Here is a 25963-nt window from a genome sequence, read left to right on the forward strand (position 1 = left end):
ACTTGCAGCGACGGACCTCGGGACGCTCTTACACCACGTCTGCGCGCGCCACCGGTGGGATAGATGAATAGTGCGGTTACGCTGGTCGATTTCGACCGGATGCTCAATGGACTCGACCATATCTATTCGGAGTTCTCGCGCACCTGCGGTCTTTCGGATTGCGCCTATTGGATGCTCGTCGACACCAGCACGGCGGACGGCAGCATCGCCGTGAGTCGGCTGACGAGTGAATGGTTCTATAGCAAGCAGACCATCAATTCGGAATCAAGACGCTTAGGGCACGAGGGCTTGCGACGTTGGAGTTTGCCGAGGGCAGTCGTAAGAACAAGGTTGTGCGACTGACCGCAGAAGGTATGCAGTTTGCCAAGCGCTACGCGTTGCCGGCGCAAAAGGCCGAGCAACAGGCATTCGAGGCGCTCGAGCCGTGGGAACAGCGCGAGATCATGCGCTTGGTCGGTAAGTTCTCCCATGTTCTTAACGAAGAGTGCGAGGCATTTAAACGGCAAGTGGCCGCCGAGAACGAGGCTGACGATAAGGGCGAGGGGGAGACATGCGACTCTTAATGAGGTTTATGAGGCCGTACCGCGGTCTGATCGCGGTGACGCTGCTGGTGCTGCTAGTCGACAACGTCGGTACGCTGCTCGTGCCCACGATGTTGGCGAACATGGTCAACACGGGCATCACGACGGGCGACGTCGATTACATCTTGCGCAACGGTCTGTACATGCTCATCGCGACCGGCATGGCCAGCGGTGGTGCGGTGCTGGGCTGTTATCTTTCGGCCCGTCTGGCGGCCAATGTGGCCTGCGACATCCGCAACGCCGTCTACGATAAGTCGCTCGAGCTGTCCGCCAGCGACTTTGAGCGCTTTGGCACGGGTTCGATGATCACGCGCTCGCTCAACGACATCAACGTGATCCAGCAAGCGATCCTGCAGACGATTCAGCTGGTGCTGCCGGTACCGTTCTTGGCCGTGGCGGGCATCATCTTTGCCTGGTTTATCGATCCTGCCATGGGCACGCTGCTGGGCGTGGTCGTTGCGATCGTGCTGGTGGCGGCGGTCTTTACCGTTGCCAACGCCGCGCCGATCTTTATGCGCCTGCAGAGCTTTATCGACCGCATGAACGTGGTGCTGCGCGAGAACATCGTGGGCGTGCGCGTCATCCGCGCATTTAACAAGGAGCGCCACGAGGAGCAGCGCCTGGACGAGGTGTTTAGCGATTACGCGGCCAACGCCATCAAGGTCAACCACCTGTTTGTGGGCCTCGATAGCTCCAGCTTCTTTCTGATGAACATCGCCGAGGTGGCGGTGCTGTGGGTGGGCGGCAACCGCGTGGGCGTCCATGCCATGCAAATCGGCAGCATCTCGGCCGTGCTGGAGTACGCGATTCTGATCCTGTTCTTTGTGATGATGGCGCAGATGGTGGTGCTGACGCTTCCGCGCGCCGCGGCGTGCCTCAACCGTGCGCAGCAGGTGCTCGAAATCGAGCCGAGCATTGTGGACGGCAAGGCTACGCTGGGCGACGGGGCGCCTGAGTCCGCAGACGGCGCCGACGCGGTGGCCGTGTTCGACCACATGTCGTTCCGTTTTGACGATGCCGACGAGGACACCCTGTGCAACCTGAGTTTTGCCTGCCGCCGTGGACAGACGACCGCGATCGTGGGCTCAACGGGCTCGGGCAAGTCAACGGTGGCCAAGCTCTTGCTTCGCTTCCACGATGCCACGAAGGGCGCCATTCGCCTGAACGGCGTCGACCTGCGCGACCTTTCGCAAGACGACATCCGCGGGCGTATCGCCTATGTGCCGCAGAAGGCATGGCTGTTCTCGGGTACCGTGGCGAGCAACCTGCGCTTTGGTAACGAGGGTGCGACCGAGGCTGACATGCTCCATGCGCTCCAGGTTGCCCAGAGCACCTTTGTACTCGATCAACCGCAGGGGCTCGACACTCCGGTGGCGCAGGGCGGTACGAACTTTTCGGGCGGCCAGCGCCAGCGTTTGGCAATCGCCCGCGCACTCATGAAGCGCGCCGACCTGTATATCTTCGACGACAGTTTTTCGGCCCTGGACTTTAAGACCGATGCGGCACTGCGCCATGCGCTGCAGGACGAGACGTGCGATGCCGCGGTGCTCATCATCGCCCAGCGCATCTCGACTATTTTGCATGCCGATCAGATCGTGGTGCTCAAGGATGGCGAGGTCGTGGGCCTGGGCACGCATGGCGAGCTTATGGAAACCTGCGAGGTGTACCGCGCCATCGCGGAATCGCAGATGAAGGGAGGTGAGTAGCATGACCGAGGAGCTCGAGAAGCAGGGCGGCGTTGATGACGCCGTTGCCGCGGGGCTGGTTGAGGAAACGGCTGCCGCGTCGACCGAGCTGGATGACGCCGCCAAGGCTGCAGTCGAGCGCGAGGCTCGCCGCCAAGCGCTCTACGAGGAAAACGAGCGTGCCGAGGACGAGCGTGCCCGCGCCGAGGCAGAGCGTATGCGCGACGTGGACGACGAAGAAGAGGACGAGACGCCCCGGGATACCTGGGCGACGGTGCGCCGCCTGTGGAGCGAGGCCGTCGGCGACCATTGGCGCTTCTATATCGTGTTCGCGAGCATTGTGTTCTATGTCATCTTTAACACCGCCGCGCCGGCATATAGCGCCCGCGTGATCGATGAGCTGTGGGGCCACATTCAGGTGGCGTTTGCCAACGGAACCACCTTCAACATCACCTGGGAGAACTGCGGCAAGACCATCTTCGTCTACTTTATGATCTGGACTGCCGCTGCCTCGTTCTATGCGCTCCAGAGCTTTTTGATGTCGAGCGTGGCCGAACGCCTCAACCTGCGTCTACGCAACCGCATCGCACAAAAGCTCAACCGTCTGCCGCTTGCCTTCTTTGACGCGCATCGTCCCGGTGAGGTCGTCAGCCGTGCGACCAACGACTTGGACAAGATGTCCGAGAGCATGCAGCGCGGATTGCTGCAGCTGCTTGTGTCGGTCGGCACCGTGGTGGGCGCCGTGGGCGTGATGTTCGTGTTTAGCGTGCCGCTTACGCTAGTCTTTTTGTTCTTTACGGCGTTGTCGCTGCTGGTGACCAAGGTGGTTTCGCGCCGTACGCATGATGTGACGGGCGAGCGTCAGGAGTGGGTGTCCAAAATCACGAGCGCGGTCGAGGAAGGCTATTCGGGCCGTTTGGTGATTCGCGCATTCAACCGCGAGCACCAGAGCTCTGCCGAGGTGCACGAGGCCTCGGGCGAGCTGGCGCGCGTGAGCACCAAGGCCGACTTTATGATCAACGCCGTCGGACCCGCGGTTCGCTTTATCGGCCGTTTGGCGCAGATTGTGATTGCGCTCGTGGGCTGCAGCATGCTGGTCGCCGGTCACATGACCGTCGGCGTGTTCCAGGCGTTCTTCCAGTTTATCTACGAGGCGTCCGAACCCATGACGCAGCTGTCTTTCACTTTTAACTCGCTGCAGAGCGCGCTGGCGAGTGCGGAGCGCGTGTTCGACCTGCTTGATGAGCCCGAGATGGAGGCCGATCCGCTGCCGGATGAGGCCGCCAAGCTGCCGGGTCGCATTGAGGGCCGCGTCGCTTTTGAGCACGTGCGCTTTGGCTATGCGCCCGACAAGCCGCTCATGCGCGACGTGTCGTTTACCGCCGAGCCGGGCCAGAAGATTGCCGTGGTGGGAACCACGGGCGCAGGCAAGACGACGCTCATCAACCTGCTCATGCGCTTCTACGAGATTGACGGCGGGCGTATTACGCTCGACGGCGTGGATACGAGCCGCATGGATCGCGGCGAGCTGCGACAGCAGTTTGGCATGGTGCTACAGGACGCCTGGCTGTTCGACGGCACGATTGCCGAGAACATCGCCTACGGCTGCCCCGAGGCAACGCGCGAGGAGATTGTTGCGGCCGCTCGCGCCGCCCAGGTCGACTTCTTTGTGCGCACCATGCCTCAGGGCTACGACACGCGCGTAGCCAACGATGCCGAAAGCATCAGCCAGGGCCAGCGTCAGCTGCTAACCATCGCACGCGTGCTGCTCAACAACCCGGCGATTCTCATCCTGGACGAGGCGACCTCAAGTGTGGACACGCGCACCGAGCTTGCTATCGGCCGCGCCATGGACGCGCTCATGCGCGGGCGCACGAGCTTTGTGATCGCGCATCGCCTGTCGACGATCGTGGATGCCGACCTGATTCTGGTCATGGATCATGGCAACATTATCGAGCAAGGCACGCATAAGGAACTGCTGGCTGCCGAGGGTGCTTACGCCGACCTCTATCTGAGTCAGTTCGCATAGTGTGACAAAGGGACAGTCCCGCATGTCACATCAAAAAGAAAGGCGCGCCGGGGATGGATTCCCTGGCGCGCCTTTTGCGTCGGTGCCGATGTTGTTTTGTGCCGCTCGCGTTCCTAGTGCTCGTCCACGAGCTTGGCGACGAGGGCCTTGAGCTCGGCCACCTCTCGCTCGAGTTCCTTGACGCGGCGGGCATTCTCGGTAATGCCCTGGCGGTTGAGGGCGCTCTGCTCGGCGGCGTCATCGGGCATGTACTCGCGATGCTGCTTGGCGTCAAAGCTCTCCTCGAACACGCGGCAGCCGTTGCGCTTGATGATGCGCCCGGGCACGCCCACGACGGTACAGTTATCGGGTACGTCTTTGACGACGACCGAGTTGCCGCCGATCTTGACGTTGTTGCCGATGCGGATGTTGCCGAGCACCTTGGCGCCTGTGCCCACAGTGACGTTGTTGCCCAGGGTGGGGTGGCGCTTACCGGTCTCGTTGCCGGTACCGCCGAGCGTGACGCCCTGATAGAGCACGCAGCTGTCGCCCACAATGGTGGTCTCGCCGATGACGACGCCCATGGCGTGGTCGATAAAGAAATGTTTGCCGATCTGTGCAGCGGGATGAATCTCGACGCCGGTGATGTGGCGGGTGATTTGCGAGAGCACACGGGCGAGCGAGCGATGACCGTGCTCCCACAGCCAGTGCTCGGGCACGTGGTTCCACTTGGCGTGCAGGCCAGGATAGGAAAGGAAAATGACCAGACCGTTTTGCGCGGCGGGGTCCTGCGCTTGGACGGTCTTGATGTCCTCGCGAATGGTATTGATAAAGCTCACCGGCCGCCCTCCCTTAGCGCCATGGCAATGCGATTCAATAAAGTATAGCGATTCGCTAGGGATTAGGTAGAACAATCTTGGCAGCTTTGCACGACAGGTGTCAGTTATGCAAACTTGCTGGTAATGGAGTCATGCTTTTGTGGGGTTGCGCACGAGGGGGCGCCGCAACCGTATACTGGTCAACTTGGACGTATCCGCGCCCACAACTGAGAGGTTTTACTTCATGGGTTTCATCAATTTTATCGCCGAGCTGCTTAAGGACCCGCGCACCGCGATCGCCAGCTGGATCGCCGCCGGCCCGCTTATGGCCTACGGCTGCGTGTTCCTGATCATCTTTATCGAGACGGGCGTGGTGTTCTTCCCGTTCCTTCCCGGTGATTCGCTGCTGTTCGCCTCGGGTTTCTTCGCCCACAACGGCGGCTTTAACATTGTGGCGCTTCTGGCCACCGCATGGGCCGCTGCCATTTTGGGCGATCAGTGCAACTTTATGATCGGCCATTTCTTTGGCAAAAAGATCATTGCCTCGGGCAAGGTCAAGGCCATGACGCCCGAGCGCATCAAAAAGTCCGAGGACTTCTTGGACAAGTGGGGCCACCTGGCCATCTTCCTGGGCCGCTTCTTTCCGTTTATCCGCACCTTTGTGCCCTTCATCGCTGGCATGGGCGGCATGCACTGGCGCAACTTTGTCATCTTTAACGTGCTGGGCGGCATTACCTGGTCGACGGTCTTTACGCTGCTGGGCTACTTCTTTGGCGGCATTCCCTTTGTGCAGGAGCACTTTGAGCTGCTAATCGTTGGCATCGTTGCCGTGTCGATTATCCCGACCGTGGTCGGTCTGGTTAAGGCTAAGCTGGGCAAAAAGAACGCGTAGATCGAGCCGGCGCGCAAACCGTGCCGTTGAGGCCCGTCACCGCTTACGGTGACGGGCCTTTTTGCTTCGGTCAAATGAAAATACTTTAGTTAGTTAAAGAAAAACGTTTTATCCGACGCGCGTGCGGAGTACAATCTCGTGCATGCGAATCGACATGCCATTGGCTTTGATGCTGTTCGCGTGTCCTGTCCGGCTCTACGCTCCGGACGTGCGACGTTGCGACGCGGCCGGCCTCGGTCCTTGCGTGCGGGTTCGCGAGTGTGCAACTGTGTATGTAAGGAGCGACACATGACTGTCGAGAAGAAGGATATCGATTGGGGTAGCCTCGGCTTTGGCTACATGAAGACCGATTACAGCTACGAGGCTCATTGGAAGGATGGCGAGTGGGACGAGGGCGGCCTGACCACCGACCACACCCTGCATGTCTCCGAGTGCGGTGGCATCTTCCATTACTGCCAGGAGGTCTTTGAGGGCCTGAAGGCCTACACCGCCGAGGACGGCAGCATCGTCTGCTTCCGTCCCGACATGAACGCCGAGCGCATGTATAACTCCGCCCAGCGTCTCGAGATGCCCCCGTTCCCCAAGGACAAGTTCGTCGAGGCTGTCAAGCAGGTCGTTTCTGCCAACGCCGCCTGGGTTCCGCCCTTCGGTTCCGGCGCGACCCTGTACGTGCGTCCGTTTATGATCGGCTCCGGTGACGTGATCGGCGTGGCTCCCGCTCCTGAGTACACGTTCCGCATTCTCGTGACCCCGGTCGGTCCGTACTTTAAGGGTGGCCTTAAGCCCGTCAAGCTGCGCGTTTCCGAGTATGACCGTGCGGCACCGCACGGCACCGGCAACATCAAGGCTGGCCTGAACTACGCCATGTCCCTCAAGCCCACGATGGAGGCCCATCGCGAGGGCTATGCCGAGAACCTGTATCTCGACTCCGAGTCCCGCACCTATGTCGAGGAGACCGGCGGCGCGAACGTCCTGTTCGTGAAGGAGGATGGCACCCTCGTCGTTCCGCAGTCGCACACCGACTCCATCCTGCCCTCTATCACCCGCCGTTCGCTTGTTCAGGTCGCCGAGGATCTGGGCATGACCGTCGATCAGCGTCTCGTCGAGTGGGCCGAGGTCAAGGCCGGCACCTTCGTTGAGTGCGGTCTGTGCGGCACCGCTGCCGTCATTTCCCCGGTGGGCGAGATCGACAACAAGGTCTATGGTGCCGATGAGACCGTGACCTTCTCGGCTGGCTACACCGAGATTGGCCCCGTGATGAAGAAGCTCCGCGAGACCCTGACCGGCATCCAGTCTGGTGCTGTCGAGGATAAGCACGACTGGGTTTACACCGTCGCGTAAGCTGCCATAGCTGTTCGGCCCGAGGGCAACCTTCCTTTCCGGCGCGTCCTCGGACATGAAAGAACCTCCGCTGCGCACTTCGTGCGGCGGAGGTTCTTTCGTCCTGCGGAGTGCGCCGGAAAGGAAGGTTGCCCTCGGGCCTGCGTTACCTCGGCGCTGCCGTTACGGGCAATATAGATCTGAATTAAAGATGGCGCGCGGCCTTTTAGGCCGCGCTTTTGTTTTGGTTCGCGCCATGTGGGGGTGATGGCGACGTGCATTTTTGCGAGTATTCTGCAATCGAAGGCCCCTGCATACCGACCTCGGGCAAAAAATCGGGATTTCTCGATGTTTTCTACGAATGATGGGCGGGGTTATGGGCTGACAGCGTTTGATTTGCAGGGATATTCGCGGTCTTTGGCATTTATCGTAGCGCCCGAAGCCCTTGGTTATGTTGAATACTCCTAAAAATGCACGGCGCTTAGAGGGGGACCTTCGCGAAAAAGGAAACCGCCCCGTCGAAGTATGCGTTCGACGGGGCGGTTTATGCATATAGCCGATTTAGGATGCGCTGCCAAACTACTAGAACTTGACGGTCGGGGCCTGGCGGGCTGCTTCGGCGGCCTCGAAGCCCTGGCGTTCCTTAAACTGGAAGATGCCGGCAAAGATGACAGCCGGGAACGTCTGAATGGCGTTGTTGTAGCTGAGCACGCAATCGTTGTAGCTCTGGCGTGCATAGCTAATCTTGTTCTCGGTATCCTCGAGTGATGCCTGCAGCTGCGTAAAGTTGGTGTTTGCCTTAAGATCGGGATAGGCCTCGGCTACGGCAAAGAGCTGGCGCAGCGCACCGGTCAGCACGTTGTCGGCTTCCATCTTGGCCTCGGGCGTAGTGGCCTTGACGGCGGTGTTACGCGCGCTGATCACGGCGGAGAGCGTCTCCTGCTCGTGCTTGGCGTAGCCCTTGACGGTCTCGACCAGGTTGGGGATCAGGTCGTTGCGGCGCTGCAGCTGCGTATCGATGTTCTGCCAGGCGTTATCGATGCGGTTACGCTTGGTGACCATGTTGTTGTAGATGCCGGCGATGGCGCAGACAATCACAATGACAACAACGATGCCGATGATGACGGTAATCATGATGTCTCCGTTTCGAATGGCCGCGGCGGCATGCGCCAGCTGCCGTTGGTATAACGCTACTAGTATACCCGCAACGTTTTGCCGTGCCGAACTTTCCGGTAAGCGTTATGTTTTCGGTGGGGTTGGCACCGGGGCAAAGCGCGCGAGGTACAGGTGTAAGATATGCGACAGATTGACGAGTGTTGTCTTTGCCCTGAGGATGGCGATACCAGTGGACCTTCGCATCAAGAAAACCTACCGCGCCCTGTTCGATGCCTTTACCGAGCTTCTCGAGGAGCATCGTTTTGAGGACCTGACGGTTGCCATGCTGTGCGACCGCGCCATGATTCGCCGCACGACGTTCTACAAGCACTTTCGCGACAAGAACGATTACTTTGCCTTTTATATCGATGAGCTCATGTCGGGCTTGCCGCAAAAACAGCCCGATGAGGCCGGCGCAGTGTCTGCCGAGGACGTGCGCGCGCTTCGACACGCGATTTTGGACGATGCCATGGATTTGATTCTGGCGCACGAGCAGCTCATGGATAACATTTTGGCTAGCAGCATGTCGGGCATGTTGACCAACGTTATTTGCGACCGCATTGCCCGCTCCATCCGCGAGCGTGTGATGAACGTGCTTGCCGAGGATGCCCTGGCCCCCGTGTCGCTTGAGACGACGTCTGAGTTCGTCGCCGGCGGTATTATTCGACTTTTCACGATATGGTGGGAATCGGGCCACGATCTTGAGCGTCGACCCGAGATGGCCGACGTGGTCGATGCGCTGTTCGAGCGGACCATGACGCCGGTGCATCACTAAAAGTGGCGGAGAGAGGGGGATTCGAACCCCCGGAACGCTCTCGCGCTCAACGGTTTTCAAGACCGCCGCATTCAACCGCTCTGCCATCTCTCCGTGAGTCGTAATGATAGCATCGTTTTGAATTTGCAACAGGGAAGGCGAACGATGACGATCACCGAAATCGACGAGAAGTTCATGCGCGAGGCGTTGGCGGAGGCGCGCGCCGCCGCGGCGGTGGGCGAGGTGCCCATTGGCGCTGTGGTGGTGCGCGCGGGTGAGATTGTCGCGCGGGCGCATAATCGTCGTGAGCTCGATCAGGACCCTTCGGCGCATGCAGAGTTCGCGGCCCTGTGCGCTGCCGCTCGGTCGCTCGGTCGCTGGCGCCTTTCCGACTGTACGGTCTACGTGACGCTCGAGCCCTGCTGCATGTGTGCGGGGCTTATGGTTAACGCGCGCGTAGGACGCTGCGTGTATGGCGCGGCTGATGCCAAGGCGGGCGCTCTGGGTTCGCTGTATGACCTGAATGCCGATTCGCGCCTGAATCATCGGTTTAACGTGACCGCCGGCGTGCTGGCAGACGAGTGTCGTGAGGTGTTGAGCAGCTATTTTAGTAGGCTGCGTGGCACCGATGGTGCTGGCTGCGGTTGTGGGGCCGATCTTGAAGCACACGCCGCTCACGCCGCAGCACTTGCAGGTGTCGGTGAGGATACTGACACGGCGGTTGACTTTGGTCCTGCGTGCCGCCGACCCCGCCGTGTGCTGTTGGCGATCGACTCCTTTAAGGGCAGCGTTTCGAGCGCGCAGGCGGAGGCGGCGGTTGCCGAAGGCGTGCGCCGCGTTTGGCCCGATGCCGAGCTGAACGCTTTGCCGCTGGCAGATGGTGGCGAGGGAACGCTCGATGCCGTTGCCGCGTGCGGCGGTGAGATTGTGACCTGCGAGGTGGCAGGTCCCCTGGGCAAGCGCACGTCTGCCCGGATGCTGGTTGATGTCGAGCGCGAGTCCGCGGTCATCGAGATGGCCGAGGCGGCCGGCATTGGGTATTCGCCTTGCACGGAGTCGTCGGCGCTGGTTGCTACAACCTATGGCGTGGGCGAGCTCATGCTTCGCGCAGTCCGTGCTGGGGCAAAGACTATCTATATTGGTCTGGGCGGCAGTGCCACCAACGACGGTGGCGCCGGCATGCTGCAGGCGCTGGGCGCGCGTGTGGTCGATGATCAGGGATGCGATGTCGCCCCCGGTCTTGCAGGCCTTGAGCGGGTGGCGAGCGTTGATTTGGCGCCCGCGCTGCAGGCTTTGGATGGCGCTCGTATCGTTGTGCTTTCGGATGTCGAGAACCCACTCGTGGGGCGTCGCGGCGCGCTTGCGGTGTTCGGCGGACAGAAGGGTCTGCCGGCTGATGATGCCGAGGCGCTGAGCAGGTGCGACAGCTGGATGGTCGGCTACGGCCGCTTGCTCGACGCTGCGATTGCCGGAGCTCGAGTCCAGGGATTGTTGCGCGCACCCGAGGGCGCACGGACATTTGGCTCGGTGCTCGGCGTGCCCGGCGCAGGTGCCGCCGGCGGCCTAGGTGCCGCGCTGCTGGCGCTCGGTGCCGAGTTGCGCTCGGGCGTGGAGACGGTGCTCGATCTCGTGGGGTTTGACGAGCGTGTACGCGATGTCGACCTGGTCATTACAGGCGAGGGCAATATGGATGAGCAGTCCGCCGCCGGTAAGGCGCCGGTGGGTGTGGCCCGCCGTGCCAAGCGCTATAGCAAGCCGGTGGTCGCCGTCGTGGGCGGTCGCGCTGACAACCTGGATGCGGTGTATGAGCAGGGTATTGACTTGGTTTTGCCGATCTGCCGCAAGCCCATGGACCTGGAGCGGGCACTCGATTCGCAAGAAGCCACAACCAACCTCATCTGTGCCGGCGAGTCAGCCGCACAAGCCTATGACCTCGGCCGCATCTAGAAAAGTAGTCATTTTGGGACGGGGCTAGGAAAACACCCGTACAGGCATGTGAATCTGAACAAATCAATCCTGTGCCTTGTGGCGCTCGATGGTGCTGTCTGGGGATCGGAGACTATGCACTTCGGGTGTTGACGCCGCCATTTATGTGCCATTAGTAGATTGCTCTTCGTTCAGTTGTTCGCCAATTAATCCTGCCAATTAATTATCATTTCGGGCGAAGACGTGGATTATCTCCATGATGGATCTCTTTGGGCATAATGTTGTCTTTAAACTGTCCTAATCAATAGATCGCTCTTGGGAAGAGAGGGCGACACCAGAGGGGGAGAAGGGAATTGGAGAGGAAAGTTTTCGGCGGGGGGGGGGCAGAGAGTCGCTGCTCTCTGCCTTGCGCTGGTTCTCGGCTTCGGATGTTTATCCGTTGGCGCGACGGCCGGTGTCGCATATGCGGCCACGGAATCGCGGACTGCGTATACTGCGGAGGGGTTTGAGATCACCCAGGACGGCGTGACCTATTCGTGCGAGACCACGGATATGGGCACGGCGGAAATCAAAGGTATTGTTGCTGACGACAGTGTGACCGCGGTGAGTGTGCCCGGCTCCATCGAGCATGGTGGCCAGACCTACAAAGTCACCGAATTTCGTTTCTCGTCTGATATCGTGGCCAAGAACGTTGAGCAGCTGACGCTCCCCGACACGCTCGAAAAAATGTCCGGAGGAGGATTCCATTTCAGGAAGTTCGCAAAGCTCAAGGAGCTCCATATCCCTGGCTCTATCAAGAACTTCGATTGCCCGCTGCAAAACTCCAGCTCGCTCGAAAGGCTCTATTTCGATGAGGGCGTCGAGGAGATTAGCGCCAACTCGATGGTCAATGGCTGCAGCAGCCTTTCGGAGATCGATCTCCCCTCCACCCTCAAAATGATTTCGGGCACGGGCGCCTTCAGAGGAGCTACGGCCCTCACAAGCATCGAGTTTCCAAAAGATGTCGCCTTCGACGACACCATAGTGGGCGTGTTCCAAGACTGCACGTCTCTGACAAGTGTGTCGTTGCCCGCTTCGGTTACCAAGATCCCCTCGTACATGTTTGACGGATGCACCTCTCTAACGTCCGTCACCGCGCTGAGCGAAATCGAGTCCATCGGGGATGGGGCGTTTCAGAATTGCTCGAGTTTAACTGGCATCGATTTCCCGGGCACATTGAAGAGCATCGGATCCTCTGCTTTCCGGGGGTGCGCCAGCCTGGTGAGCGTGCCCGACCTGAGCAAAGTGACAAAGATGGGCAGCGCGGCTTTTCGCGAGTGCGGAAATCTGCGGGCGTCCGTGGACCTGTCCTCGCTTCAGAACATTCCGGACAATGCGTTCTGCTACACACCGGTTAAGATCGTGGGGCTTTGCGACAGCCTGAAGAGTATCGGTGAGTGGGCCTTTATCCAGAGCAACGTCGCCGTCCAGCTTCCCAGGACACTTGAGACAATTGGCAACTACGCCTTCTATTACGGCACGTTGCCGGAGCAGCTTTCCATTCCGGATTCCGTGACTTCCGTTGGCACGGCGGCCTTCTCGGGCGTAGGTGGCGTGAGGGATGTGACGATCGGGCGCGGCCTCACCAAAATACCCTTGGGTATGTTTGACGACAGCACGGTTCAGAAGATCACAATCGAAAACAGCAGGGACGACATCAAAGGCTCGGGGAACCTCCCGTCCTCTGGCGTCGATATCGTCTACACGCGCGAGTCCATCGATGACGGCGTCGGCGGTACCGTGAGCGATGACAGCACCAAGACCCTTCAGGAGCTGGTCAACGAGGCCCCCGATGGCGAGGAAACCGTCATCACCCTGAAAAAGCACGTGAAGCTTGACTCCACGCTCACGATTCCTGTCGGGAAGATGATTAAGATCACGTCGGATGAGCCCTATGCCATCTTGGCAAAGAAAAGCGGCTTCTCCGTACTGGTCAATGTTGCCGAGGGGGCATCCCTCGAGCTGTCGGGGAAAGTGTCCCTGAGTGGTCGCTACAACAAGGGCGCCATTATTTCTAGCAAGGGAGCAGTTGTGCTCTCTGACGAGGCCGTTGTGTGCGACGGCGCTGCGAGCACCGTCAATACTGGTGTTGTCGACGCGTCGGGAGACAAGGCTTCGCTTACCATGACGGGCGGCGTTATCGAGCAGTGCGAACTTAAGGACGCGTATTGCGGCGCTGTCCACGCGAAGGACGGCGCTCATGTTGTCATGAAGGGCGGCGTTATCCGTAAGAATCACGTGTCTTTCTCCACGGACGGCGATGGTAACTACCTTTCGTCTACCGGCATCATGCTGATGGGCGATGCCCACCTTGAGATGAGTAACGGCAGTATCGAGGATAACGCCGGCTATCAGGGCGGCGCGGTGGTCATGTACAGCGAGGCTCGTAACCAGAGAGCCTCCTTTGAGATGACCGGTGGTCAGCTTGTGCGCAACAGAGGCTATAAGCTTGGGAATCGAACTCCCTCCGGCGCAGTGCACGTCGAAGGGAATGCTGAGTTTACCCTCAAGGGCGGCAAGATCGAGGACAATATTGCGTATTCTGATGGCAAAGGCGGCGGAGTGTGCGTGGTCGATCGCGGCCTGCAGCAGGGTGGTAGGGACCGTACCGCTTTCACTATGAAAGGTGGCTCCGTATCGGGTAACTCCGCTTCCGCCGGCGGAGGTGTCTATACCTATTCAGATGACGTCATCCTCAGTGCGGGCGAGATCAAGGACAATGCTGCTCGGAATATGGGTGGCGGCGTATATAGCGAAGGCAACGAGTATCTCGTCTATAGCACGCTCCATATCGAAAACGCTCTCGTTGTTGATAACCATGCGAAAAAGCAGGGCGGCGGCATGTGGTTCTGCCCGACCGGAGATGCCAAGGTCTACGTCCAGAACGGTGGCCTGATCGCCAGGAACTCGGCCGATGAGGCGGGAGACGACCTCGTCTTCACCGGCTTCAAAGACGCCAAATACAAACTGACCTTGGCCAACCGCGCTCCGGGCGGCGGAAAGGTCAGCTGGTACAGAGACGGTGGGCTGTTTAACCCCGAAGGCACTTATGCGAAAACAAACACCGAAATCCCGCGATTCTCGCCCGACGGTGGCAACGGCGAGCCCCTGTCCTTTACCGACGCCACGCCGAACGTCGCGCTTAAATCTGTGATGAGCGAGGATGTGTATAACCTCGGCCGCGGTCAGACGTCGCTGACGATCTCTGGCAATACGGCCGAGCGGGGAGGCGGCATCGGCGCCAACGGCGGTGTCATCATCGGCAAGTCCGAGAACATCGACATTCCCATCAAAAAGGTCTGGGAGAACCCCAGGATTCCCCATCCTAATAAGGTCAAAGTAAATCTCAAGAACGGCGATACCGTCATCGATTCGATCACCCTGAGCGAGTCTGACGACTGGAAGGGCGTCTTCTCTAACCTGCCGAAGTACGATGCCTCCGGCGCCGTGATCAAGTACAAGGTGGCCGAGGACGCCGTCGAGGGCTACAGCTCGAAGGTCGCCGGCGACGCCGGGCGCGGCTTCACCGTGACCAACAACTCCACGGCCAAGGTCTCGGTGCCCGTCGAGAAGAAGTGGGTCGGCCCGGCGGCCGCCAAGGCCACCGTGCGCCTGCTCGCCGACGGAAAGGACACCGGCAAGTCGATCGAGCTCAGCGAGTCCAATAACTGGAAGGGCTCCTTCAAGGACCTGGCCAAGTACTCGAAGTCCGGCTCCGAGGTCGCCTACACCGTGGCCGAGGACGCCGTCGAGGGCTACAGCTCGAAGGTCGCCGGCGACGCCGGGCGCGGCTTCACCGTGACCAACAACTCCACGGCCAAGGTCTCGGTGCCCGTCGAGAAGAAGTGGGTCGGCCCGGCGGCCAAGAAGGCCACCGTGCGCCTGCTCGCCGACGGCGAGGACGCCGGCCAGTCGATCGAGCTGTCAAAGTCCAATAACTGGAAGGGCTCCTTCGAGGGCCTGGCCAAGTACTCCAAGTCCGGCGCCGTGATCGACTACGCCGTGGCCGAGGTGCCCGTCGAGGGCTACAGCTCTAAGGTCACCGGCGACGCCAAGGACGGCTTCACCGTGACCAACACTGTGCAGACGGGCGAGCTCGACGTCTCCAAGACCGTCGTGGCGCGCGAGGGCCTGGCGGTCGACGCGGACAAGATATTTAAGTTTGTGGTTGAGGCCACCGATGCCATGGGCCGCAAAGTGTCCGGCACCTACGGTGACGCGACGTTCGAGGACGGCAAGGCGACCCTCAAGCTCAAAGATGGCCAGACGGCGAGGATCACGGGGCTGCCCGCGGGAACTGCCTACACGGTGACCGAGCGCGCCGCCGCTGGCTACAAGGCTGCGGTGAACGGAGCCGAGGGCTCCAAGGCCGAGGGCTCCATCGCGGCAGACCAGGTCTCCTTCGCCGCCTTCACCAACACCTTCGACCCCGCCCCCGCCACGGCGTCCGTCCCCGAGCTCACCAAGGTGCTCGCGGGCGGCCGCAAGCCCGGCCTCCAGGAGGGGGAGTTCGTCTTTGAGCTCTCCCTCACCGACGGTGCGGGCAATGTTCTCGAGGGCTACCCAATCGAGGCGAAGAATGGCAAGGACGGCAAGGTTTCCTTTGGCGAGCTCAGCTTCACCAATCTGGGCACCTACCACGCGACCGTGACCGAGAAAGCAAGCGGCGATGTCCTGATTGAGGACGATGCGCACGCCTACACCTTCGACATCACGGTGACTCAGACTGGCGCCGGCCTTAAGGCCGAGATCTCCAACGAGCGGGGCAAGAAGACTTTCACCAACACCTTCACGCCGCACGACAACACCAAGACCGTCACCAAGGCGGACGCCTCGGGCGCCAAGGTCGATGTGGATGGCAAACCGGTGGGCGTGGGCGATACCCTCACCTATACCATCGGCTGGGCCAATAACGGCGTCGACGACAGGGGCGCCGCGCAGGCGGCCGACGTGACGGTGACCGATGTCCTGCCCAAGGGCGTTAACTATGTTGAGGGTTCTGCCGACGGTGCCGCCTACGACGCCGCGACGCGCACCCTTACCTGGTCGCTCGGCGAGCAGGCTGCGGGCGCCACGGGCACGCTCAGCTTCGACGTGAAGGTCTCCGCCGAAGCCGCCGTGGTCGACGACATCGCCAACACCGCAACGGTCAAGGTGGGCGAGAACGAGTCGCAGACCAACACGACCCACAACAGCGTGCCCCGCGGGGGCAACCTCACCGTCAAGAAGACGGTCGTCGGCGGCGACAGCCAGCGCGAGTTCGGCTTCACGGTCGCGCTGGCCGACGGGGACGGCGAGCCCGTCTCCGGCACCTTCGGCAAGGGCGAGCACGCCGTGACGTTCGCGGACGGCAAGGCGAACTTCACGCTTAAGGATGGCGGGGAGAAGATCATCTCCGGCCTACCCGTGGGCGCGCACTATACCGTGACCGAGGATGCCGCCGAGGGCTACACGACTGCGGTCAACGGGGCCGACGGCTCCAAGGCCGAGGGTGCCGTGACCGAGGACGGCGCGACCGTCGCGTTCACCAACACGTACGGAACGGCCACCGAGGGCAGGGACGTCTCTACCGCGGGACTCTTCACCAAGACGCTCGAGGGCCGCGACTGGGCGGAGGGCGACGGCTTCCAGTTCACGCTTACGGGCGAGAGCGGCGCCCCCATGCCCGAGGGCTCTGCCGACGGCTCCAAGACCGTCAGCGTGACGGCCGCCGCCGGCACCAAGGCGGGCGATAGGGTCGCCTTCGACTTCGGCTCCATCCGCTATACGCTCGATGACATCAAGGACGCCGGGTTCGCCGAGGTCGGCGGCAAGCGCGTGCGCGCCAAGACCTTCACCTACACGGTGCGCGAGGTCAGGCCCGTTGACGGCTCTGCCATCGCCGGCGTGGCCTACGACGGCCACGTCGCCACGATGACGGTGACCGTGACCGACGACGGCTCCGGCAACCTCACGGCCTCGACGCCCGCGATTGCGGAGGCGGGCGGCGGCGACTTCGTCAACACCTACACGACCGAGCTCGACTACTCGGCCCGCGCGGGAGTGCGCCTGTCCAAGACGCTCTCCGGCCGCGCCATGGAGGCGGGGCAGTTCGCCTTCACCGTGACCGCGGACGCCGAGACGGCCGCCAAGCTCGGCCTCAAGACCGGCAAGGACGCCTACGCCGTGGCCGCGGCCGATGACGGTGCGGCCGGCCTGGTCGACCTCATCGGCGGTGCTGCGGGCAGCGACGTGAAGTTTACCGACGCCGACGCGGGCAAGACCTACAGCTTCACCGTCACCGAGACCAAGCTCGGCGGCGAGGGCTACACCAACGACACCGTGCCGCGCACGGTGACCATCGCGCCCGGCTATGACACCACGACGGGCAAGCTTACGGTCACGACCACAGTTGCCAAGGACGGTGTCGAGGTCGCCCGCAGCGAGGTCTCCACGGCAGATGACGCCATGGCGGCGCCCGCGCCCGTGACGGTCGCGTTCCAGAACTCCTACGAGGCCACCGGAACGCTCGGCGGCGAGGGCAACGCGGCAATTAACGCCACCAAGACGCTGACGGGCCGCGCCGCGGCGGCGGGCGAGTTCTCGTTCTCCGTCCGCGATGCCCGGGGCGACGTGGTCGCGACCGCGTCCAACCGGGCCTCCGGCGACGGCGAGGCCGCGGGGCTTGCGTTCTCGCCCATCGCCTACACCACCGACGCTCTCGAGCGGATGGTGGCGGACGGCATCGCCACCAGGGCCGCCGACGGCTCCTGGGTCATTCCCTATACCGTATCCGAGGACGGCACGGACCGGCTGCCCGCGGGCGTGACGGCGGCCGTGTCGCGCTTCGGCATTACGGTCAAGGTGACCGATAACGGCAAGGGCGGGCTGGATGTGGTCGTGGTCTACCCCGAGGGATCCGACGGCACGCTGTCGTTTGTGAACGGCTATAGCGCCGGCGAGGCGACGGTCGACCTCGCGGGCACCAAGACGTTGGCGCTCGGCCAGGCCGGACTCGGCCTCACGCAGGCCGACATCGCGGGCAAGTACACCTTTAAGATTGAGCCGCTGGACGGCGCGCCCGCACCGGTTGACGCTTCGGGCAAGACGGTGGCCGAGGCGACCAACGACGCCACCGGCAACGTCGCGCTGGGCCACGTCACGTTTAAGCAGCCGAGCGACCTTGATGACGTCGAGATCGACGGCGACGGCCTGCGCACCAAGACGTTCGCCTACCGGGTGAGCGAGTCCGGCTCGGTCGACGGCGTGACCAACGACGCGACGGCGACCAGGACCTTCACGGTCAGGGTGGTCGAGGACACCAAGGCGGGCACGCTCGCCGCGGAAGTCCTGCCCGCAGAGGGCACGCCCGAGGGCAAGGGCGCGTTCGAGTTCACCAACACCTACGGCGTGAATCCGACGCTGAGCTCCGTCACCGACCAGATCAAGGTGAACAAGAAGCTCAAGGGCCGTGATCTGGCCGAGGGCGAGTTTGAGTTCCAGCTGGTCAAGATTGCCGCTGACGGCAGCGAGAGCGTCGTGGCGACGGGCAAGAACGCCGCCGACGGCACGGTCGCGCTCAGCCCCGTCACCTACACCGCGCCCGGCACGCACAGCTACGAACTGCGCGAGGTCGCCGGCACGGCGGGCGGCGTGACGTACGACAAGACGACGTACCGCGTGCGCACGACGGTCACCGATGCCGGAAACGGCACGCTTACCGTCAAGCACGAGCTGACGGATGCCGTGGGCGACAACTCGGTGACGTTCACCAACGGCTACCAGGCCGCACCCGTCACCCTCAAGCTGGGCGCTGCCAAGGTGCTCAAGGGCGCCGAGCTCAAGGCGGGCCAGTTTAGCTTTGAGCTCAAGAGCCGGGACGGCAAGGTCATGTCGACCGCCAAGAATGCCGCGGACGGCAGCGTCACGTTCGATGCGCTGACCTTCAAGCAGGCCGGCACCTACACCTTCACGGTGAGCGAGGTCGACGACGGCCAGGCGCACGTGACCTACGACAAGGCGGTGCACAAGATCGTCGTCACGGTGGGCGACGAGGCGGCAGACGGCACCAAGACGGGCTACCTGTCGGCGAGGGTCTCCTACGAGGGCGACGCCAACCTGCCGCCAGTCTTCACCAACAGCTACGCCGAGAATCCCGGGACCCCCGGCACCCCCGAGAACCCCGGCACGCCGGGCGGTGGCTCGGACGGCGGTTCCGATAGCGGTTCCGGCGACGGCTCCAAGGGCGGCATGCCCGACACCGGCGACCGCAGCCTGCCGGTTGAGGCGCTCGGCGCCATGGCCGGCATCGGCGCGCTGGCCGTCGCGGGCGGCGCGGTCCTGTACCGCAGGCGCCGCTAGCGATATGGACGAGTGGGGCGAATCCATCCGATGGGTTCGCCCCACTTGCCGTGGCGGGCGGGAGCAGGTAAGATATACCGAGCGCCTAGCGCGTTCGATGGGTTCGGATGACGACATGTTCCGAATCTGGTCAGGTCCGGAAGGAAGCAGCCATAAGGAGCCTCTGTCGGGCATCCGAATCCATCGAGTGCGCAGGCGTTTTTTGGTGCCGCGGCTACCCGCGAGTGCCGGCAGGGCGCTTGGTGTCTCGCTGGTCCTCGGCTTCGCCTGCGGGATCGCTCGACTACCAAGCGCCCTGCCGGCACTCGCGGGTAGCCGACCAAAACCGCCTGAAGGGTCACATTTATCTGAATAATTTAATCCCGTGCCTTTTGCTGCTCGCTGGCGTTGTCTGGGCATTGATGGCTACGTAGTTTAAGAGGCGGCGGTGCTGTTGTTTGAATTATTGCAGTTAAAGAGGTCCGTTTCCCTAGGTGGGGAAACGGACCTCTTTTTGTCTCTGGGCTTGTGGATTGGCGAAGACAATAACCGCTGGCAGCTATTTTGAGTTCTTGATGCGGCGTGTGGCAGTGGCGGTTATTCCGAGGCCTGCGGCGGCGACTGCTACGAGTGCGATTGCGCTCGGTGCTGTGTCGCCCGTGTTTGCGAGCTTGCCGGCGGTCGTATCTGCTTGCTTGCCGCTGCTTGTGTTCGCTTGCTTGGTGGAGCTTGGTAGGGCGTCTTTGCCGGTTGCAGGTGAGCCAACGGGCGGTGTCGCCTCGGCGGGTTGCGCTGAGCCGGAGGGAGGCACTGTCTCGGTCGGTTGCGTTATCTCGGGCGAGGTGACCTTGTCTGCCGCGGCTTTCGCCTCTTCGTATGCCTTGCAGGCGTCGTCATAGGCCGCTTGCGCCTTTTCCAAATCGTCGAGGAGCGCATCTCGCTTGGCTACGTCCTCATCGATGTGGGCTTTGGCTTCCTCTGCCTCACTTTCGAAATACTGAACCTGTCTTTCCTGGCTTTCGAGCCGGCGTTGGCAGTGGTGTAGATCATCTTCACAAGATTTTTCTCGCCTTTCTGCCGACATGATCTCACTTCGCAACTGCTTAATAGTTTCGTTAGAAGCTCCGTCGTCGATTGCCTTATTTAATTCTGCCTGAAGGCCGCTTGTCCGGTTGTGGGCCTCATCGTATTTGGCTTGGGCTGCATCGACGTTCGCTTGCATGGCGGGAAGGGGTTCCCTCCGTTTGGCGGCTTCCGTCACCACCATGTCGTAGATCTCTTGAAAAGCGGCAATGTCATCATTGAATCTCGCAATTTTCTCGGGACTTGCGGCGTCTTTTGCGGCCTCGAGGTTTTTGAGCGCTTCCTGCATGGCTGCATACGCTTTTTCTTTTGCGGCGGCCGCGTCTTCTGTCTGCGGGGCGCCCGAATTGCCGTTGGCGGCGCTCGTCTGCGAAACGGCCGCACCGGTGGGGGCGCTAGTTTCTGCCGCGATCGCCGTTACGGGGGGGGCGATTCCCGCGACAAGCGCCGCGGAAAGGGCGATGCCCACAGTTGCTCGTCTTGCTCTTCTTGCGAGAATGTCGTTCATCTCGGCACCTCATTTCAAGGGTCGGCGGCTCGGCTGGTAGCACTACTGTAAGTATACCAAGCGATTGGCGCGCCGCTGACCGGGCATGCGCACCCCTCCGCTTCTCTGGAAACCGAATCCCATTAGAAATGACGAGTTGTTTACGCTTCTTTTGGGCTCACCGTACTATCATGGTTCGAATTGAGTGTGAATGATGATAGGGAGCGCCTTTTTATGATTGAGCTGCTCAGGCGTTTTGGTGGTAAGTTTCGCCGGTATATGGTGATTGGCCCTGCGTGCAAGCTGATCGAAGTGATCTTTGACCTGCTTACGCCGCTGGTGATTGCCCAGATGATTGATAAGGGCATCGGCGCACACGATGTCAACGCCGTCGTCCGTTACGGCGCGGTGCTCGCCGCCATGGCTGTAATCGGCATCTCGTTTACGCTCGTCTGCCAAAAGATGGCGGCGCTGACCTCGCAGGGCATGGGCACCGACATCCGCGGTGCGCTCTACGGGCACATTAATAAGCTGAGCTATGCCGAGCTCGACCGCTTTGGCACGCCGTCGCTTATCACCCGCATCACCAACGACGTCAACCAGGTGCAGCTCGCTGTGGCGCTGGGCGTGCGCATGCTCATCCGCTGGCCCTTCCTGGCGGTGGGCTCCATGGTCGCGGCCCTTGCCATCGACCTTAAGCTCGGCATTATCTTTTTGATTTGCACGCCCGCCATCGGCCTGGTGTTTTGGTTTGTCATGGCGCGCTGTATCCCGTACTACAAGCAGCTGCAGGCAAAGCTTGACCGCATCGCGCTTATCTGCCGCGAGGGCCTTTCGGGCGCCCGCGTGGTTCGCGCCTTCGTGCGCGAGGACCATGAGCGCGAGCGCTTTGCCCAGGCAGCCGACGACCAGGCCAATACTGCCATCGCGGTGGGCAAGCTCTCGTCGATTCTCAACCCCGTCACGTTTCTTGTGATGAACCTGGGCGTGTGCGCCATCCTGTGGGTGGGCGGTATCCAGGTCAACGTGGGCGAGCTCACGCAGGGCCAGGTCATGGCGTTTGTGAACTACATGACGCAGACGCTCACCTCCATCGTGTACGTCGCCAACCTGGTTGTGGTCTTTACCAAGGCGAGCGCCAGCGCGTCGCGCATCAACGAGGTGCTCAATTGCATGCCGAGCATCACCGACGAGGACAACGAGACGGTCGCACTGCCCGAGCCGAGCGACCTGGCGGGTGACGCTGTTCCGGTCTCCGCGCTGAGCTTTGACCATGCGAGTTTTTCGTTTGGCACGGGCGCCGCCAACGCCGTCAATGACGTGACCCTGGAGCTGCCGCTGGGCAAAACGCTCGGCATTATCGGCGGCACGGGCAGCGGCAAGTCCACGCTCGTTTCGCTTATCCCGCGCCTGTACGATGCGAGCGCTGGCAGCGTGAGCGTGATGGGCGCCGACGTGCGCACTTGGCCGCTCGACCAGCTGCGCCATGTGGTCGCGACCGTCCCGCAGCGCGCGTCGCTGGTGAGCGGCACCATCCGCAGCAACCTGACCTGGCGTGACGAGTCAGCGACCGACGATGAGCTCTGGGCGGCGCTCGATATGGCGCAGGCCAGCGAATTCGTGCGCAACAAGCCGCAGGGGCTCGATGCCCCGGTCGAGGCGGGCGGTAAGAACTTCAGCGGTGGCCAACGCCAGCGCCTGACCATCGCGCGCGCCTTAGTGGGCTCGCCGCAGGTCCTGATCATGGACGACTCCGCCTCGGCACTCGACTTTAAGACCGACGCGGCGCTTCGCCATGCCATCCGCGAGCGCAGCGTGCGCGGTGCCGCCGAGGGCGGGCTGCCGCTCACGACGGTCATCGTGAGCCAGCGCGTCTCGACCGTGCGCGATGCCGACATGATCTGCGTGCTCGACCACGGATCGGTTGCGGGCCTGGGCACGCATGACGAGCTGTATGCAAGCTGCCAGCTCTATCGCGAGATTTGCCAGTCGCAGCTGCGCCGCGAGGAGCTCGAGGGCCAGCAGGGGAGCACGGTGCCCGCGTCCGCCCCGACTGCCCCTGCGCCTACTTGCTCAAAGGAGGGTTGCTAGATGAACCCGTATACTTCTTCCGGTTCGGTCGCCACGATGACCGCTAATGTGTCCGGCAACGATAACCTCAACGACCTGGGCGACGGCCCGCGCCAACCCGGTGATCCCGAGCGCTATCCCGTGGGCGCGGTGACGCGCCGCCTGCTGGGCTATGTTCGCCCGCACCGTATTTCGTTTACGGCGTCGTTTGTGAGCGCCGCCATCTCGGTGATCTTGCAACTCTATACGCCCATCCTCATCGGCGAGGGCATCGACCTTATCGTTGCCGCCGGTCAGGTGGACTTCGACGCGCTGCTGCCGCTCGTTACCAAACTCGCGCTCGTCGTGGTGGGAGCAGCGGCCTTCCAGTGGCTGCAGGGCTACTGCGTCAACCGCCTGTCCTACGAAACGGTGCGCGACATGCGCGTGGAGGCGAGCGATAAGCTCAGCCGCATGCCGCTCAGTTTTATCGACGGCCATGCCCACGGCGACCTTATGAGTCGCGTGGTCAACGACGTCGACCAGGTCGGCGACGGTCTGCTGCAGGGCTTTACCCAGCTCTTTACCGGCGTTATCACCATCGTTGGCACGCTCGCGTTTATGCTCTCCATCAACCTGATCATGACGCTCGTGGTGGTGCTCGTCACGCCGCTTTCCATTTTTGCAGCCGGCGCCATCGCCAAGCTTTCCAACAAGAGCTTTACAGCACAGCAGCGCATCCAAGGGCAGCTCGGTGGTCATATCGAGGAGTATGTGGGCGAGCAGAAACTTGTCGACGCCTTTGCCTACGGTCCGCACGCTCAGCAGCGCTTCGATGCCCTCAACGCTGAGCTCTACACCGCGGGTGAGCGCGCGCAGTTTATGGGTTCGCTCTCCAACCCCGGCACGCGCTTTATCAACAACATCATCTATGCCGTGGTCGCTGTGATCGGCTGCGTGGGCGTGATCACGGGCGTGCCCGCGGCGCTCACGGTGGGCGGCGTGCAGATTTTCCTGTCCTATGCCAACCAGTACACCAAGCCGTTCAACGAGGTCACCAACGTCATTACGCAAATTCAGACCGCGTACGCCTCGGCGCGCCGCATGTTTGCGCTGCTCGATGCGCGCGAGCAGGAGCCCGACGCGTCGGACGCCGTAGAGCTCGCCGCCCCGAAGGGCGAGGTCGCCTTTGAGCATGTGGACTTTAGCTACGTGCCCGACCGCAAACTGCTGCAGGATATCTGCATCGATGCCAAGCCCGGCATGCGCTTTGCCCTGGTCGGTCCTACGGGCTGTGGCAAGACGACGCTCATCAACCTGCTGCTGCGTTTTTACGATATCGATGCTGGGCGCATTGTGGTGGACGGGCGCTCGTCGCGTGACTACACGCGCTCGAGCCTGCGCCGTGCCTTTGGCATGGTGCTGCAGGACACCTGGCTGTTCGAGGGCACGGTGGCGGAGAATATCGCTTACGGTTGCCCCGATGCCACGCGTGAGCAGATTATCGAGGCCGCCAAGCGCGCGCACGCGCACAAGTTTATCGTGCAGCTGCCAGGCGGCTACGATACGGTCATCGGCGAGGACGGCGGCACGTTTAGCCAAGGTCAAAAACAGCTGCTGTGCATCGCGCGCGTCATGCTCACCGATCCGGCGATTCTGCTGCTGGACGAGGCGACGTCGAGCATCGATACGCGTACCGAGCTGCAGGTACAGGCGGCATTCGACGAGCTCATGGCCGGTCGCACAAGCTTTGTCGTGGCGCACCGCCTGTCGACGATCCGCAACGCCGACTGCATTCTGGTCATGCGCGACGGCCAGATTATCGAGCGCGGCACGCACGACGAGCTGCTGGCGGCAGACGGCTTCTATGCCGAGCTCTACCGCAGCCAGTTTGCCCAGTAAGCACGGTCGTGGGGCAAATTAATCAATCGACAGAAGGTGGTTTACATCTGTCACGTTAGTACTAAGATATTCATCTAATAAATTGCATTAGTGGCTTTAGTTTTGGGGGAAACGAGGCAACGTGACTATGACGTGCTCTTTGGTGGTTAACAGCAAGAGCGGTAATACCAGGATGGTTTCGGGTGCGATCAAGCGCGCTCTGCAGGCTGCGGGCGTTGAGTTTGTCCATGCCGCGGCGTTGAGTGACGATGCGGATGCAGATCAGGTTGCGCTCGAGGCGCAGGGGGCCTGCGCGGCCGACATGGTGCTCGTCGGTTTTTGGTGCGACAAGGGCGCGTGCACGCCTTCGGTCGCGGCGTTGCTCTCCGCCTTGCACGGCAAGCGCGTGTTCCTGTTTGGCACCTGCGGCTTTGGCGCCGACCAGAGCTATTACCAGCAGATTATCGACCGCGTAGCTTCCAATTTGGCTGGGGATGCCGAGCTTGCGGGCTGGGCGATGTGCCAGGGTAAGATGGGCCCTGCGGTCAAGCAGCGCTACGAGGCCATGCTCGAGCAAGATCCCGACAACGCCCGCTTTAAGATGCTGCTCGACAACTGGGTTGCCGCGAAGGATCATCCCACCAAGGAAGATATGGATAACATGGCGGCGGCGGCCAAGAAGGCCGTGCTGGGGGAGTAGCTCCCATCGCTGACGGCGGTCGGCCCATCTTTCTAAATGTAACGTCCTCCCGGGCGTCGGGGCACGAAGTTCCCTGCTCTACAGTCCTGCGCAAGACGAAGGCCACATTAAGTGGCCTTCTTTGCGTGCGGAACTTGCGATGAACTTCGTGCCCCGCCGTCCGGGAGGACGCCTCTTTATTGATGGGAGGCCTGATAGGTCGATGGTTCCGTGCCCGGATGCGTCCAAAGTGGGACGGGCTTTCCGGATGGGCAGGCTTTCGGAAA

14 protein-coding genes, 1 tRNA gene and 1 other RNA gene are annotated in these 25963 nt (G+C 61.7%); 12 read left to right on the plus strand and 4 right to left on the minus strand.

Going from position 1 to position 25963, the window contains the following annotated elements:
• The first annotated feature begins 296 nt into the window (after window positions 1–296).
• Genes DWW73_RS08885 through DWW73_RS08895 form a run of 3 tightly spaced genes read left to right on the plus strand, consistent with a single transcriptional unit; the run spans window position 297 to window position 4295 of the window.
• Window positions 297–563: a hypothetical protein gene (locus DWW73_RS08885; RefSeq protein WP_117779371.1), complete on the plus strand. Its 267-nt coding sequence runs from the start codon at window positions 297–299 to the stop codon at window positions 561–563.
• The gene (locus DWW73_RS08890) at window positions 563–2287 is read left to right on the plus strand and encodes an ABC transporter ATP-binding protein (RefSeq protein ID WP_117779372.1); all 1725 of its coding nucleotides are present in this window, start codon (window positions 563–565) and stop codon (window positions 2285–2287) included. Before DWW73_RS08885 ends, DWW73_RS08890 begins: the two co-directional genes overlap by 1 nt.
• 1 nt (window position 2288) lies before the next feature.
• Window positions 2289–4295 carry an ABC transporter ATP-binding protein gene (locus DWW73_RS08895; protein ID WP_199413508.1) on the plus strand — a complete coding sequence of 669 codons (2007 nt, stop codon included), beginning with the start codon at window positions 2289–2291 and terminating at the stop codon, window positions 4293–4295.
• Window positions 4296–4408: 113 nt separating this feature from the next.
• Here the strand turns inward: DWW73_RS08895 and cysE are convergent, their stop codons facing one another.
• Window positions 4409–5113, minus strand: a complete 705-nt coding sequence (cysE, locus tag DWW73_RS08900; protein WP_117779373.1) for a serine O-acetyltransferase — start codon at window positions 5111–5113, stop codon at window positions 4409–4411.
• A 223-nt stretch (window positions 5114–5336) separates the two neighbouring features.
• On the opposite strand from cysE, the gene DWW73_RS08905 reads away from it, so the two are divergent.
• Window positions 5337–5984, plus strand: coding sequence for a DedA family protein (locus DWW73_RS08905; protein ID WP_117779374.1), 648 nt, complete (start codon window positions 5337–5339; stop codon window positions 5982–5984).
• 288 nt (window positions 5985–6272) lie between these two features.
• Window positions 6273–7325, plus strand: coding sequence for a branched-chain amino acid aminotransferase (locus DWW73_RS08910; RefSeq protein ID WP_117779375.1), 1053 nt, complete (start codon window positions 6273–6275; stop codon window positions 7323–7325).
• A gap of 561 nt (window positions 7326–7886) precedes the next feature.
• Here DWW73_RS08910 and DWW73_RS08915 read toward each other — a convergent pair.
• Window positions 7887–8438, minus strand: coding sequence for a LemA family protein (locus tag DWW73_RS08915; protein WP_082421874.1), 552 nt, complete (start codon window positions 8436–8438; stop codon window positions 7887–7889).
• 211 nt (window positions 8439–8649) lie between these two features.
• Here DWW73_RS08915 and DWW73_RS08920 point away from each other — a divergent pair, with 211 nt between their 5' ends.
• Window positions 8650–9234: a TetR/AcrR family transcriptional regulator gene (locus tag DWW73_RS08920; RefSeq protein WP_158551589.1), complete on the plus strand. Its 585-nt coding sequence runs from the start codon at window positions 8650–8652 to the stop codon at window positions 9232–9234.
• A gap of 3 nt (window positions 9235–9237) precedes the next feature.
• On the opposite strand, the gene DWW73_RS08925 is transcribed toward DWW73_RS08920, so the two are convergent.
• Window positions 9238–9327 (minus strand) — tRNA-Ser (locus DWW73_RS08925).
• Between the two features lie 51 nt (window positions 9328–9378).
• Here DWW73_RS08925 and tadA point away from each other — a divergent pair.
• From tadA to ffs, 3 genes are all read left to right on the plus strand, one after another.
• A complete protein-coding gene (tadA, locus tag DWW73_RS08930; RefSeq protein WP_117779376.1) occupies window positions 9379–11160 on the plus strand; it encodes a tRNA adenosine(34) deaminase TadA in 1782 nt (593 codons plus the stop codon).
• A 504-nt stretch (window positions 11161–11664) separates the two neighbouring features.
• Window positions 11665–19518, plus strand: coding sequence for a Spy0128 family protein (locus DWW73_RS08935; protein ID WP_117779377.1), 7854 nt, complete (start codon window positions 11665–11667; stop codon window positions 19516–19518).
• 94 nt (window positions 19519–19612) lie between these two features.
• Window positions 19613–19708, plus strand: an RNA gene (gene ffs / locus DWW73_RS08940) — signal recognition particle sRNA small type.
• 348 nt (window positions 19709–20056) lie between these two features.
• Here the strand turns inward: ffs and DWW73_RS08945 are convergent.
• Entirely contained in the window at window positions 20057–21088 is a 1032-nt protein-coding gene (locus DWW73_RS08945; protein ID WP_117779378.1) for a hypothetical protein, read from the minus strand.
• A gap of 213 nt (window positions 21089–21301) precedes the next feature.
• Here DWW73_RS08945 and DWW73_RS08950 point away from each other — a divergent pair, with 213 nt between their 5' ends.
• The 3 genes from DWW73_RS08950 (at window position 21302) to bilS (ending at window position 25697) form a co-directional block, all read left to right on the plus strand.
• Window positions 21302–23158: an ABC transporter ATP-binding protein gene (locus DWW73_RS08950; protein WP_117779379.1), complete on the plus strand. Its 1857-nt coding sequence runs from the start codon at window positions 21302–21304 to the stop codon at window positions 23156–23158.
• Window positions 23159–25018, plus strand: coding sequence for an ABC transporter ATP-binding protein (locus DWW73_RS08955; protein WP_117779380.1), 1860 nt, complete (start codon window positions 23159–23161; stop codon window positions 25016–25018).
• Window positions 25019–25145: 127 nt separating this feature from the next.
• Window positions 25146–25697 (plus strand): flavodoxin family protein BilS, encoded by a 552-nt coding sequence (bilS, locus tag DWW73_RS08960; RefSeq protein ID WP_117773858.1) that lies wholly within the window; start codon window positions 25146–25148, stop codon window positions 25695–25697.
• Window positions 25698–25963: the final 266 nt, after the last annotated feature.

The organism is Collinsella sp. AF16-8, from assembly GCF_003462695.1.
Taxonomy (GTDB): domain Bacteria; phylum Actinomycetota; class Coriobacteriia; order Coriobacteriales; family Coriobacteriaceae; genus Collinsella.